The sequence below is a fragment of the Streptomyces sp. NBC_01116 genome (genome assembly GCF_041435495.1).
GTDB lineage: Bacteria > Actinomycetota > Actinomycetes > Streptomycetales > Streptomycetaceae > Streptomyces.
The window spans coordinates 1,545,938-1,558,594 of record NZ_CP108644.1 but is presented as its reverse complement, the minus strand read 5'-3'; the positions used below and the strand labels follow the sequence as shown (position 1 = coordinate 1,558,594).

Annotated in this window: 12 protein-coding genes; 5 read left to right on the top strand and 7 right to left on the bottom strand. The window is 72.2% G+C overall.

Going from position 1 to position 12,657, the window contains the following annotated elements:
- Positions 1-22 precede the first annotated feature (22 nt).
- Together OG245_RS06680 and OG245_RS06675 are read right to left on the bottom strand one after the other, a co-directional pair.
- Positions 23-1,237 carry an acyl-CoA dehydrogenase family protein gene (locus tag OG245_RS06680; protein ID WP_371622616.1) on the bottom strand — a complete coding sequence of 405 codons (1,215 nt, stop codon included), beginning with the start codon at positions 1,235-1,237 and terminating at the stop codon, positions 23-25.
- 5 nt (positions 1,238-1,242) lie between these two features.
- A complete protein-coding gene (locus tag OG245_RS06675; protein WP_371622615.1) occupies positions 1,243-2,265 on the bottom strand; it encodes a phosphotransferase family protein in 1,023 nt (340 codons plus the stop codon).
- Between the two features lie 155 nt (positions 2,266-2,420).
- Here OG245_RS06675 and OG245_RS06670 point away from each other — a divergent pair, with 155 nt between their 5' ends.
- Together OG245_RS06670 and OG245_RS06665 are read left to right on the top strand one after the other, a co-directional pair.
- Positions 2,421-3,710 (top strand): enolase C-terminal domain-like protein, encoded by a 1,290-nt coding sequence (locus tag OG245_RS06670; protein ID WP_371622614.1) that lies wholly within the window; start codon positions 2,421-2,423, stop codon positions 3,708-3,710.
- Between the two features lie 64 nt (positions 3,711-3,774).
- Positions 3,775-4,710: an NADP-dependent oxidoreductase gene (locus tag OG245_RS06665; RefSeq protein ID WP_371622613.1), complete on the top strand. Its 936-nt coding sequence runs from the start codon at positions 3,775-3,777 to the stop codon at positions 4,708-4,710.
- Between the two features lie 43 nt (positions 4,711-4,753).
- Here OG245_RS06665 and OG245_RS06660 read toward each other — a convergent pair whose 3' ends face one another.
- The 3 genes from OG245_RS06660 to OG245_RS06650 form a co-directional block, all read right to left on the bottom strand.
- On the bottom strand, positions 4,754-5,068 hold the full coding sequence (locus tag OG245_RS06660; protein ID WP_371622612.1) for a DUF202 domain-containing protein: 315 nt from the start codon (positions 5,066-5,068) through the stop codon (positions 4,754-4,756).
- Positions 5,065-5,460, bottom strand: a complete 396-nt coding sequence (locus OG245_RS06655) for a YidH family protein (protein WP_371622611.1) — start codon at positions 5,458-5,460, stop codon at positions 5,065-5,067. Before OG245_RS06655 ends, OG245_RS06660 begins: the two co-directional genes overlap by 4 nt.
- A gap of 117 nt (positions 5,461-5,577) precedes the next feature.
- Positions 5,578-6,093 carry an NUDIX domain-containing protein gene (locus OG245_RS06650; protein ID WP_371622610.1) on the bottom strand — a complete coding sequence of 172 codons (516 nt, stop codon included), beginning with the start codon at positions 6,091-6,093 and terminating at the stop codon, positions 5,578-5,580.
- A gap of 148 nt (positions 6,094-6,241) precedes the next feature.
- Between OG245_RS06650 and OG245_RS06645 the strand changes: the two genes are divergently transcribed.
- Positions 6,242-7,897, top strand: a complete 1,656-nt coding sequence (locus OG245_RS06645) for an FAD-binding dehydrogenase (protein WP_371622609.1) — start codon at positions 6,242-6,244, stop codon at positions 7,895-7,897.
- Between the two features lie 63 nt (positions 7,898-7,960).
- Here the strand turns inward: OG245_RS06645 and OG245_RS06640 are convergent, their stop codons facing one another.
- Positions 7,961-8,386: an ASCH domain-containing protein gene (locus tag OG245_RS06640; protein WP_371622608.1), complete on the bottom strand. Its 426-nt coding sequence runs from the start codon at positions 8,384-8,386 to the stop codon at positions 7,961-7,963.
- A gap of 203 nt (positions 8,387-8,589) precedes the next feature.
- Between OG245_RS06640 and OG245_RS06635 the strand changes: the two genes are divergently transcribed.
- Positions 8,590-9,561: a hypothetical protein gene (locus tag OG245_RS06635; protein ID WP_371622607.1), complete on the top strand. Its 972-nt coding sequence runs from the start codon at positions 8,590-8,592 to the stop codon at positions 9,559-9,561.
- A 46-nt stretch (positions 9,562-9,607) separates the two neighbouring features.
- Entirely contained in the window at positions 9,608-11,179 is a 1,572-nt protein-coding gene (locus OG245_RS06630) for an APC family permease (protein ID WP_371622606.1), read from the top strand.
- A gap of 77 nt (positions 11,180-11,256) precedes the next feature.
- On the opposite strand, the gene OG245_RS06625 is transcribed toward OG245_RS06630, so the two are convergent.
- Positions 11,257-12,654 carry a GntP family permease gene (locus OG245_RS06625; RefSeq protein WP_371622605.1) on the bottom strand — a complete coding sequence of 466 codons (1,398 nt, stop codon included), beginning with the start codon at positions 12,652-12,654 and terminating at the stop codon, positions 11,257-11,259.
- Between the last annotated feature and the right edge of the window lie 3 nt (positions 12,655-12,657).

Genomic DNA, 12,657 nt, shown 5'->3' with positions numbered 1-12,657 from the left:
GAGGGGGCCGCACCGCTGTTTCTCACACGTACCGCTTGATCTCCCGCCTCGCCAGCGACCGCTGGTGCACCTCGTCCGGCCCGTCCGCCAGCCGCAGCGTCCGCGCCGAGGCCCACAGCTCCGCCAGCGGGAAGTCCTGGCTCACCCCGCCCGCGCCGTACAGCTGCACCGCCGAGTCGAGGATGTCCACCACCGCGCGCGGGGTGGCGATCTTGATGGCCTGGATCTCGGTGTGCGCGCCCTTGTTGCCCACGGTGTCCATCAGCCAGGCCGTCTTCAGCACCAGCAGCCGCAACTGCTCCACCGTGACCCGGGCGTCCGCGATCCAGTTCCGCACGACGCCCTGCTGGGCGAGCGGCTTGCCGAACGCCGTACGCGCCACCGCCCGCCGGCACATCAGCTCGATGGCCCGCTCCGCCATCCCGATCAGCCGCATGCAGTGGTGGATCCGCCCCGGACCCAGCCGCGCCTGGGCGATGGCGAAGCCGCCGCCCTCCTCCCCGATCAGGTTCGACGCGGGCACCCGGACGTCGTGGAAGACGACCTCGGCGTGACCGCCGTGCGCGTGGTCCTCGTACCCGTACACCCGCATCGCGCGCCGCACCTCGACGCCCGGGGTGTCGCGCGGCACCAGGATCATCGACTGCTGGCGGCGGAGGTCCGCGCCGTCCGGGTCGGTCTTGCCCATCACGATGAAGACCGCGCAGTCCGGGTTCATCGCCCCGGAGATGTACCACTTGCGCCCGTTGACGACGTAGTCCCCGCCGTCCCGGGCGATCCGCGTCTCGATGTTCGTCGCGTCCGAGGACGCCACGTCCGGCTCCGTCATCGCGAACGCGGAGCGGATCTCCCCGGCCAGCAGCGGCTCCAGCCACTGCTTCTTCTGCTCGTCGGTGGCGAACTGGGAGAGGACCTCCATGTTCCCGGTGTCCGGGGCCGCGCAGTTCAGCGCGGTCGGCGCGAGATGCGGGGAACGCCCGGTGATCTCCGCGAGCGGGGCGTACTGGAGGTTGGTCAGCCCGGCCCCGTACTCCGCGTCCGGCAGGAAGAGGTTCCACAGCCCCTGCCGACGCGCCTCGGCCTTCAGCTCACCCACCACCGCCGGGGTGTCCCACGGGGAGGCGAGCCGGGCCCGCTGCTCCTCCGCGACCTCCTCGGCCGGATACACGTGCTCGTCCATGAACGCGAGCAGCCGGCTCCGCAGCTCCTCGGTACGGGCGTCGAATGCGAAATCCACGGGGTTCAGCCTTCCTGGAGGGTGGTGAGGCCGTGCTCGATGAAGACGGGGACCAGATCGCCGATCCGGTCGAAGCCCGCGCCGACGGTCTGGCCGAGGGTGTAGCGGTAGTGGATGCCCTCCAGGATCACGGCGAGCTTGAACCACGCGAACGCGGTGTACCAGGAGATGGCGGAGGTGTCCCGGCCCGAGCGGGCCGCGTAGCGCTCGATCAGCTCGGCGGGCGACGGATGCCCGGCCGCGCCGCTGGTGGTGGAGACGGGGGACTCCGGCAGGTCCAGGTCGGAGCTGTACATCACGAGCAGCCCGAGGTCGGTCAGGGGATCGCCGAGCGTGGACATCTCCCAGTCGAGGACGGCCTTGATCCGGTCGTCGGAGCCGAGCAGCACGTTGTCCAGGCGGTAGTCGCCGTGGACGACGGTGGGCGCGGGGGAGGAGGGCAGCCTGCGGCCGAGGGAGGCGTGGAGCTCGTCGATGCCCGCCAGGTCGCGGTTGCGGGAGGCGTCCAGCTGCTTGCCCCAGCGCCGCAACTGCCGGTCCAGGAAGCCCTCGGGCCGCCCGAAGTCCCCGAGCCCGACCGCCTCGGGGTCCACGGCGTGCAGGTCGACCAGGGTGTCGACGAGCCCGAGGACCGCCGCCCGGGTGCGCTCGGGGCCCAGCGGGGCGAGCTGCTCGGCGGTGCGGTACGGGGTGCCCTCGACGTACTCCATCACGTAGAACGGGGCGCCGATCACGCTGTCGTCCTCGCAGAGCAGCAGCGGCTCCGGCACCGGGACGGCGGTGGGGTACAGGCCGCTGATCACCCGGTGCTCGCGCGCCATGTCGTGCGCGGTGGCCAGCACATGGCCGAGCGGAGGTCTGCGCACCACCCACTGCCCCGTCCCGTCGCCGACGACGTACGTCAGGTTCGAGCGGCCGCCCTCGATCAGCCGCGCTTCGAGGGGTCCGCTCACCAGCCCCGGCCGCTCGCGGTCGAGATGGCCGCGCAGCAGCTCCGGGTCGAGACCTGGTGGGGGGACTGAGCTCATGGTGCGTACCTCCGGGCGACGGAACGAGGCGACTGGACGATCGGGAACCATGATGCCGACCAGTCGGTATGTCGTCCAGTGCCCTTCCGTGATCCGGCGGAGCGGACGCCCGCCCGACCCTGGCGGTGAATCGCATCCCTGAATAGAGTTCACGTATGAATACAGATGATCTGGTGATCGAAGGCGTCCGGCTCACCCCGGTCCTCGTGTCCGATCCGCCCCTGCTGAACACGCAGGGCGTCCACCAGCCGTACACCCCGCGCCTGATCGTGGAGGTCGTCACCCGGGGCGGAACGACCGGCGTGGGGGAGACCTACGGCGACGGCGCCTACCTGGAGCCCGCGCGCTCCCTCGCCGAGGCGCTCCCCGGCCGGGCGGTCACCGATCTGAACGGGCTCTTCGCCCTGGCCGAGGAGGTGTGCGGTGCGTCGCGCGCAGCCGACGACCGGGTCGACGCCGGAGGACTGCGCGGAGTCCGCAACGCCGAGAAGATCCGCCTCTCGGTCGTCTCCGCCTTCGAGGTCGCCTGCCTGGACGCCCTCGGCAGGGCGCGGGGACTGCCGGTCCACGCCCTGCTCGGCGGCAAGGTCCGCGACAGCGTCGAGTACAGCGCGTACCTCTTCTACCGCTGGGCCGCCCACCCCGGCGCGGGCGAGGCCGACGACTGGGGTGCGGCGCTCGACCCGGCGGGTGTCGTCGCCCAGGCCCGCCACTTCGCCGACACCTACGGCTTCGGCTCCTTCAAGCTCAAGGGCGGCGTCTTCGAGCCCGACCGGGAGATCGCCGCGATCCACGCCCTGGCCGAGGCGTTCCCGGGCCGCCCGCTGCGCCTGGACCCGAACGGCGCCTGGTCCGTCCCCACCTCGCTGTACGTCGCCGAGCGGCTGAAGGGCGTCCTCGAATACCTGGAGGACCCCACCAGCGGCACCGACGGTATGGCAGCCGTCTCGGCCGGGACCGACGTCCCGCTCGCCACCAACATGTGCGTCACCACCCTCGCCGAGATCCCCGAAGCCTTCGCCCGCGACGCCGTCCAGATCGTCCTGAGCGACCACCACTACTGGGGCGGACTGCACCGCACCCGGGAACTGGCGGGCATCTGCCGCACATTCGGCGTCGGAATCTCCATGCACTCCAACACCCACCTCGGCATCAGCCTCGCCGCGATGACCCACGTCGCCGCCACGGTGCCGGACCTCGGTCACGCCTGCGACAGCCACTACCCCTGGCAGACCGAGGACGTCATCACCGAGCGCCACACCTTCACCGGCGGGCGGCTGACCGTCTCCGACGCCCCCGGCCTCGGCGTCGAGCTGGACCGCGAGCGCCTGTCCGCCCTGCACCGGCGCTGGCTGGCGGACGAGACCCACCGCGAGCGCGACGACGCGGCGGCGATGCGCGCGGCGGACCCGGAGTGGACCACGCCGGCGGTCCCGCGCTGGTGAGAGGGGCCGGCCCCGGCCGTCCCCCTGAGTTGCGGCGGCCCCGGCCCGCACCGAAGGTCGAGGGATGAAGGCGATCAGCTACAGCGCGTACGGTTCCGCCGACGTCATGGAGTACGGCGAGCGGCCCGACCCCAAGGTCGGCCCCGACACGGTCCTGGTGAAGGTCCGGGCAGCCGCCGTCAACCCGGTCGACTGGAAGGCCCGCGAGGGCTACCTCCAGGGTGGCCTCGAAGCCGTCTTCCCGGTGATCCCCGGCTGGGACGTCTCCGGGGTCGTCGTGCAGCCCGGCGTCGCCGTCGACGAGTTCGCGGTCGGCGACGAGGTCATCGGCTACGTACGCGAGGACTTCCTCTCGCGCGGTACGTTCGCCGAGTACGTCGCCGCACCCGTGCGCACCCTCGCCCGCAAGCCCCTGAGCCTGAGCTTCGAGGAGGCCGCGGGCCTGCCGCTGGCCGGGCTGACCGCCTACCAGGTGCTGCACCGCACCCTGAAGATCCGCGACGGTGACACCGTCCTGGTCCACGCGGCGGCCGGCGGCGTCGGATCGCTCGCCGTCCAGATCGCCCGGCACGCCGGCTGCCGGGTGATCGGCACCGCGAGCCCCCGCAACCACGAGCACCTCCGCAGCCTCGGCGCGGAGCCCGTGGAGTACGGCGAGGGCCTCGTCGACCGGCTCCGCGCACTGGTCCCGGACGGCTTCGACGCCTCCTTCGACACGGTGGGCGGCGACGCGCTGCGCGCCAGTGCCGACACCCTCGCCCCGGGCGGCCGGCTCGCCTCCATCGCGGACGGCGAGGTCTTCTCCTTCGGCGGCCGCTACGCCTTCGTGCGCCCCGACGCCGACGACCTGGCCCAGGTCGCGGAACTGGCCGAACGGGGCATCCTCACCGTCCATGTGGACCGGGTGTTCCCGCTGGAGCGGGCCGCCGACGCGTACCGGCTCAACGAGGAGGGGCGGACCCGCGGCAAGATCGTGGTGACGGTGGACTGGGACGGCTGAGGGGCCCCGCCGGAGCCGGCCGGTCGCGGGTCTCCGGCCGGGCTCAGAACAGCATCGCCGCCGCGAACACCGCCAGCGCCACCGTGCACAGCGTCGCCGCCAGCGCCCCGCGCGGGGCGAGCGGCCCCGGCCGGGCCGCCTCCATCCGCAGCATCCGGCGGTGGGCCACCACGAGGAACCCCAGCCAGGCCAGCGCGCTCAGCGCCACCGCGACCAGCGCGGCCGGCGTCGTCCCGCCGTGCAGCGCCTGCCGCACCGCGAGCAGCGCGACGACCGTGGCGGACAGCGTCGTACGCCGCCAGGCCAGCCGCGTCCGCTCGGGCTGCAACCCGGGATCCCGGTCCACCGCCGCCGTCACACGCCCTCCCAGCCGAAGAGGACCACCACCACCATCGCCACGGCGACGACGGCGACCACGAGGCTCAGCAGCGTCGGGAACCGGGACACCGGCAGGTCCTCGCCCCGCCGCATCGCCCGCTCGCACCGCACCCAGTGGTTGACCGCCCGCAGCGCGCAGAGCACCCCGGCCGCGAGCAGCCCGAGCGCGAGCCCGGCCCGCACGCCCCACACCAGCTCCGGCAGGAACTGATCGACGGCGAAACCCCCGCCGATCAGGGCCAGCGCCGTCCGGATCCACGCGAGGAACGTCCGCTCGTTGGCCAGCGAGAACCGGTAGTCGGGGGTGTCCCCCTCCTCCCGGATCCGCTGCGGCGCGAACCACAGCCGTACGCTCTGCACGATCTTGTCCACACCTGGAACCCTAGAGGCTGCCCACCGATCGGGCCCGGTCAGCCCCGGTCAGCCCCGGTCAGCCCCGGTCGGATTCGTTCAGGGGCGTTCGGAGGTGTTCAGGGCGTCCGGTCCCGGTCAGGCAGCCCGGAACTCCCGCAGCCGCCGGTACGCCTCCACCCCGTCCGGCACCCAGGGCCACGCGTCGAGCCGCCGCTCCAGCTCCGCGTCGTCCAGGAACGTGTGCCAGGCGACCTCCTCCACCTGCGGGGCCACCGGCAGCTCGCACCGCACCCGGTAGACGGCGGACCACCAGGTGTGCCCGGTGTCCGCGTCGGCGTAGAGGAACCGGAACAGCGGCTCGGGCCGCGGCAGACCCGAGACTCCCAGCTCCTCCTCCGCCTCGCGCAGCGCCGCCTCGTCGTACGACTCGCCCGCGCCCACCACCCCGCCGACGAACATGGCGTAGTGCGAGGGGAAGAGCAGCTTCGTGGGCGTACGCCGATGGACGAAGACCCGCCCGTCGGCGTCGCGCGCCTCGATGAAGACACAGCGGTGCCGCAGCCTCCGCGCGGTCGCCTCACCACGTGGAGCCTGCCCGATGACCTCGTCGTTCTCGTCGACGATGTCCAGGATCTCGTCAGAGGGCGTCATGCGTTTCATCCAACAGCACCCGGATGGTTGACGTGGCACCGGCTGGTATCCAAGATCTGACGCACGAGTAACTTGCTTGAACGTTTCGCCGACGTGGTGGACCGACCTCCCTCGCCCGCCCCCGAGCCACCCCGACAGGATGGAACCCATGGCGTACGACGCTGATGTGATCGTGATCGGGGCGGGACTCGCCGGGCTCGTGGCCACCGCCGAACTGGTCGACGCCGGCCGGTCCGTGATCCTCCTCGACCAGGAGCCCGAGCAGTCCATCGGCGGCCAGGCGCACTGGTCCTTCGGCGGCCTCTTCCTCGTCGACTCGCCCGAACAGCGCCGGCTGCGGATCAAGGACAGCCGGGAGCTGGCCCTCCAGGACTGGTACGGCACGGCGGGCTTCGACCGCGAGGAGGAGGACCGCTGGCCGCGGAAGTGGGCCGAGGCGTACGTCGACTTCGCCGCGGGCGAGAAGCGCTCCTGGCTGCACCAGCAGGGGCTGCGCATCTTCCCGGTCGTCGGCTGGGCGGAACGCGGCGGTTACGACGCGACGGGCCACGGCAACTCCGTACCCCGCTTCCACATCACCTGGGGCACCGGCCCCGGCGTCGTCGCCCCCTTCGAGCGGCGGGTCCGCGAGGGCGTCGCCAAGGGGCTCGTCCAGCTCAGGTTCCGCCACCGGGTCACCGGCCTCGCCCGTACCGCCGGGGCGCTCGACACGGTCACCGGCGAGATCCTGGAGCCCAGCGCGGCGGAGCGGGGCACCGCGAGCGGCCGGGAGGTCGCCGGCGCCTTCGAGCTGAAGGCCCAGGCGGTGATCGTCACCTCCGGCGGCATCGGCGGCAACCACGACCTGGTCCGCTCCCAGTGGCCCGAGCGCCTGGGCACCCCGCCCGAGAAGATGCTCTCCGGGGTGCCCGCGCACGTCGACGGGCTGATGCTCGGCATCGCCGAGCAGGCGGGCGCGCACCACATCAACCGCGACCGGATGTGGCACTACACCGAGGGCATCGAGAACTGGAACCCGATCTGGGCCGAGCACGGCATCCGGATCCTGCCCGGCCCCTCGTCCCTCTGGCTCGACGCGCGCGGCAAGCGGCTGCCCGTCCCGCTCTTCCCCGGCTTCGACACGCTCGGCACCCTCGAACACATCATGCGCTCCGGCCACGGCTACACCTGGTTCGTGCTCAACCAGCGCATCATCGGCAAGGAGTTCGCGCTCTCCGGCTCCGAACAGAACCCCGACCTGACCGGCAAGTCGGTCCGCGACGTGATCGGCCGGGCCCGCGCGGACGTGCCCGCACCGGTCAAGGCGTTCATGGACCACGGTGTCGACTTCGTCGTCGAGAAGGACCTCGGCGCGCTGGTCCGGGGCATGAACGCGGTCACCGGCGAGGACCTCGTCGACGAGGAGAGCCTGCGCCGCGAGATCACCGCCCGGGACCGCGAGATCGCCAACCCCTTCACCAAGGACCTCCAGGTCACCGCGATCCACGGGGCCCGCGCCTACCTCGGCGACCGCCTCATCCGCACCGCGAAGCCGCACCGCGTCCTCGACCCGGCGGCGGGCCCGCTGATCGCCGTCCGCCTCAACATCCTCACCCGCAAGTCCCTGGGCGGCCTGGAGACGGACCTGTCCTCCCGCGTCCTGACCGCGGAGGGCACCCCCCTTCCCGGCCTGTACGCGGCGGGCGAGGCCGCAGGCTTCGGCGGCGGCGGAGTCCACGGCTACCGCTCCCTGGAGGGCACGTTCCTGGGCGGCTGCATCTTCTCCGGCAGGGCGGCGGGCAGGGCGGCGGCGGAGGCACTGTAGGCGGGCCCGCGTTCGCGGCCCCTCCGGCGATCGAGGAGCGGGGGCCGGGGCGGAGCCCGGCGGTCAGACCAGCCGCTCGACCACCCGGAACCGCTCCGCGACGATCAGCGTCCCGTCGTCCACCGTGAACCCCGGATCCCCCAGCGCCTCCCGCATCTCCTCGCCGTGCCAGAACCGCTCGTGCCCCGCCCGCCACTCGGCGACCGACCGGTATCCCTCGCCCTCGTCGAGCGCGTGCTGGAGATCCACCTCCCCCAGGGGCAGCACCCGTACGTCGGTCAGCTCCAGCACCGCCACCTCCCGCCCCTCCGAGTCGATCAGCGCGGACCGTTCGCCCACGGGGGGCAGCTCCTCCCGCTCCTGTTCGTACTCGGCCAACAGCCCGGAGGTGGACACCTTTTCGCCGGCGAGGACCGCCGCCACCAACCGGTCGCGCAGCGGCCCGGGAAAGGCGAGAAGGAAGGGGCTGAGGGGTTCGCGAGGTTCCATGTCCTCAGTGTGTCAGGCGCCACTCCGCACCCGCCGACCCCGCCGCACGCTGTGCGAACACCACACCCGACGGGCTGTGTTCCAGCCAAGTAGGCTAAAAGTGAACAGAGTTGACATCAGGCGCCTCTTGACGGGGAGCATGGCCTACCGCTTTGCTGTGCGCGATCATCCGCTCGCACACCGCATCGAAAGAAGCCCGCGGCATGCCCCCGCCTCCGCCGCCCCTGGGCCGCTCCCGTCGTCGGGGCGGCCGCCCGGACCACGTCTTCGACCCGGCCCTCGACGACGACGAACTCATCGCCGCACGCGGCCGGTTCGTCCAGGGCCGATGGTCCGAGGCCCGCACCCTGCTGGTGGGCACCGGACGGGACTGGGACCGCCGCGGACATCGCTTCCTGGCCCTCGCCGAGACCTCCTCCGCCGTGGACTGGGCCGGCGACTGGCTGCTCGTCGAACCCGAGAGCGCCGACGCCGCCACCCTTCTCGGCTGCGCCCGCGTCGTCCGCGCGCTGCGGCCCAAGGCCAAGGCGAACGACGCCGCCCGCGCCCGCGAGGCGTGCCTCGCCGCCGCCCGCCTCGTCCCCGACGACCCCACCCCCTGGCTCGCGCTGCTCCTCCTGGACCGGGGCCGCGACGACGGGGCGGACGAGACCGGCAGGCTCTTCGAGGAGGTGCGCTCGCGTCACCCCGACCACCATCACGCCCACCATGTGATGACCGCTCTGCTGGCCGAGAGCAACCCCGCCAGCGGCCACGACCCTCTCCACGAGGTGTACGACTTCGCCGCCTGGGCCGCCGAACTGGCCCCTGCGGATTCCCCGTTGGCCGTTCTCCCGGTCATCGCCCACGCCGAGCGCTACCGCGTCCTGGTCGCCGCCGGCATCGAGTCCAGGGACCCGGCCGCCTCCGAGCACTGGTCCGGACGCCGGGCCCGCCAGGTGATGAAGGCCGCCTTCGACTGGTGGCTGGAGTGGGAGCGCGAGGACCACCCGCGCCACCGTCTCGACCTGAACTTCCTGGCGCACGCCAAGGTCTGCGAGGGACGGCCCGCCGAGGCCGCCGCCCTCTTCCACCGCATAGGCCCGTACGCCACCGCCGCGCCCTGGTCGTACGCGGGCCGGGAGCCGCACGCCGCGTTCGTCGCCGCGCGCGCCTACGCGCTCGGCACCCCGTGAAGCACGAAAGGCACCACCCCACCACGAAGAAGGGATCCATCCCGCCATGTCGAGGGGCAGTTCATCCATCAGCGAGACCGGCACCACGTCGGGGAGGGCCGACACCGGCGGGATCAACACCTACAAGGGCGAGGAACGAGCCCTGCGGGCGGACCGGCTCGGCACCCCCGGCCTCCTGCTGTCGGTCGTCGCGGCCAGCGCCCCCCTGATGGTGGTCGCCGGAGTGATGCCCACGGTCTTCGGCGTGATGGGCATCGTCGGCCAGCCGCTGCTCTACATCATCCTGGGCGTCGTCCTGATGCTGTTCGGCGTCGGCTACGCGGAGATGAGCCGGCACGTCCACAACGCCGGCGCGTTCTACGCGTACATCGCCCGGGGGCTCGGCCCGACCGCCGGCGCCGGCGCCTCGCTCGTGGCGCTGGTGGCGTACAGCGCGATGCAGGTCGGCATCTACGGAATCCTCGGCTTCGAGGTCTCCGGCATCTTCGCCACGTATCTCGACATCGAGCTGGCGTGGTGGATCCCGGCCCTGGTCGCGGCGGCCGTCGTCGGCGTCCTCGGCTGGCTGAAGATCGACCTCAACGCCAAGGTGCTCGGCGTCCTGCTGGTCATCGAGTGCGCGCTCGTCGTGATCTTCGACATCGCCGCCGTGAGCAAGCCCGGCCCGGAGGGCCTGTCGCTGCACGCCTTCAACCCCGAGACCCTCACCGGCGCCGGGCTCGGCACCGCGCTCTGCTTCTGCATCGCCGCGTTCGTCGGCTTCGAGCAGGCCCCGGTGTACGCGGAGGAGACCAGCCGACCGCAGATCGTGGTGTCCCGGGTGATGTTCCTCGCGGTGGGCTACGCCGCGCTGTTCCTGGCGATCAGCTCCTGGGCCCTCACCGTCGCCGCCGGACCCGGATCCATCGCCGACACCTCCCTCAAGGAGGGCCCCGGCATGCTGTTCGGCCTCACCGAGGCGCGGCTCGGCTCCACCTTCACCGACGTCCTGCACATCCTCTTCGTCACCGGGATGTTCGCCGCGCTCCTCAGCTTCCACAACGTCGTCGCCCGCTACGCGTTCGCGATGGGCCGCGAGGGCCTGCTGCCCTCCCGCTTCGGCCGCACCAACCGGGCGAGCGGCGCCCCCGGCACCGGCTCGCTGCTCCAGACCGCCGTCTCCGTGGTGATCATCCTGGCGTTCGCGTTCACCGACGACAACCCGGTCGGCGACCCCACCGCGCCCGTCCTGCGGCTGTTCACCTGGATGGGCAACGTCGGCGCGCTCGGCGTCATCCTGCTGATGGCCGCCGCCTCCTTCGCCGTCATCGCCTTCTTCGTCAAGCGTGGAGCCGGCCGCGCGCAGGCCCCGCGCCTGGTGGCCTCCGGCCTCGCCGGACTCGCACTCCTGTCGATCGCCGTCTTCACCGTCCGCGACTTCGACGTCCTCGTCGGCTCCGGCACCGGCTCGGCCCTCAACTGGCTGCTGCCGGGCGTGATCATCCTGGCGCTCGTCGGAGGCCTCGTGTACGGGGCGGTGCTGCGCTCGGTCAAGCCCGAGGTGCACGCCCGCATCGGCCTCGGCAACGAGGCGTTCCAGCTGGAGAAGGCGGCCGAGAGCGAGTCGGCCCGCCGCTGACGGCCCCCGCGGTCACGCGGAACGCCCGCCCCGGTGCCGTACCGGGGCGGGCGTTCCGCGTGACCGCGGGGGAGGGGCTACAGCAACAGCGACAGCAGCAGGATGAAGGCCATGGCCACCACGGAGATGATCGTCTCCATCACCGACCAGGTCTTCACGGTCTGGCCGACGTCCATGCCGAAGTACTCCTTCACCAGCCAGAACCCGGCGTCGTTGACATGGCTGAAGAACAGCGAACCGGCGCCGACGGCCAGCACCAGCAGGGCCGCGTGCGAGGTCGACATGTCGGCGGCCAGCGGGGCGACCAGACCGGCGGCCGAGATGGTGGCGACGGTGGCCGAGCCGGTGGCGAGGCGGATCGCGACGGCGATCAGCCAGCCGAGCAGCAGGGCCGGGATCGACCAGTTCTCGGAGAACTCCAGGATCATCTGGCCCACCCCGGCGTCGATCAGCGTCTGCTTGAAGCCGCCGCCCGCGCCGACGATGAGCAGGATCCCGGCGATCGGGGCGAGGGACTTCTCCACGGTGCCGGCGAGCCGGTCCTTGGTGAACCCGGCCGCCCGGCCCAGCGTGAACATCCCGACGAGGACGGCCGCGAGCAGGGCGATCAGCGGCGAGCCGATGACCGCGGTGACCTTCTGGAGACCGTTCTCGGGGTTGTCGACCACGATCTCGACGAGCGCGTTCAGCAGCATCAGGACGACCGGCAGCAGGATGGTCGCCAGGGTCGCGCCGAAGCTCGGACGGCGGTCCAGGTCCTCGGAGGGGCGCTGCGGGATCATGTTCTCCGGCGGCTTGATGTCCACCCAGCGCGCGGCGTAGCGGGAGAAGACCGGACCGGCGATGATCACCGTCGGGATGGCGACCAGCACGCCGAGCGCCAGCGTCACGCCGAGGTTGGCGTCCAGGGCGTCGATCGCGACCAGCGGGCCGGGGTGCGGCGGGATCAGCCCGTGCATCACGGAGAGTCCGGCCAGCGCGGGGATGCCGATCCGCATCAGGGAGTAGTTGCCGCGCTTGGCGACGAGCAGGACGACCGGGATCATCAGCACGATCCCGACCTCGAAGAACAGCGGCAGACCGATGATCGAGGCGATCAGCACCATCGCCCAGGGCATGACCCGGCCGCTGGCCTTCGCGAGGATGGTGTCGACGACCTGGTCGGCCCCGCCCGAGTCGGCGAGCAGTTTGCCGAGGATCGCGCCGAGCGCGATCAGGACGCCCACGCCCGCGACGGTGGAGCCGAGGCCCGCGGTGAAGCTGAGGATCGTGTCGGCCGGGGCGGCTCCCGCGAAGGAGCCGAGCGCCAGCGAACCGATGGTCAGCGCCAGGAACGCGTGCATCTTGAGCTTGGTGATGAGGAGAACGATGACGGCGATGCCCGCCAGGACGGCGATGCCCAACTGAGCGTTGCCTGCCGAGGTGATCGGTTCGGCGGCGTCCGCTGCCAGCATCTCGACGCTGAGACTGGTCACGGT

Excerpts from the sequence above, each read along its gene's own strand:
- OG245_RS06645 (WP_371622609.1), top strand. The coding sequence starts at position 6,242 with ATGGCGTACGACGCTGATGTGATCGTGATCGGGGCGGGACTCGCCGGG.
- OG245_RS06630 (WP_371622606.1), top strand. The coding sequence starts at position 9,608 with ATGTCGAGGGGCAGTTCATCCATCAGCGAGACCGGCACCACGTCGGGG.
- OG245_RS06650 (WP_371622610.1), bottom strand. The coding sequence starts at position 6,093 with ATGACGCCCTCTGACGAGATCCTGGACATCGTCGACGAGAACGACGAG.
- OG245_RS06640 (WP_371622608.1), bottom strand. The coding sequence starts at position 8,386 with ATGGAACCTCGCGAACCCCTCAGCCCCTTCCTTCTCGCCTTTCCCGGG.
- OG245_RS06670 (WP_371622614.1), top strand. The coding sequence starts at position 2,421 with ATGAATACAGATGATCTGGTGATCGAAGGCGTCCGGCTCACCCCGGTC.
- OG245_RS06635 (WP_371622607.1), top strand. The coding sequence starts at position 8,590 with ATGCCCCCGCCTCCGCCGCCCCTGGGCCGCTCCCGTCGTCGGGGCGGC.
- OG245_RS06675 (WP_371622615.1), bottom strand. The coding sequence starts at position 2,265 with ATGAGCTCAGTCCCCCCACCAGGTCTCGACCCGGAGCTGCTGCGCGGC.
- OG245_RS06665 (WP_371622613.1), top strand. The coding sequence starts at position 3,775 with ATGAAGGCGATCAGCTACAGCGCGTACGGTTCCGCCGACGTCATGGAG.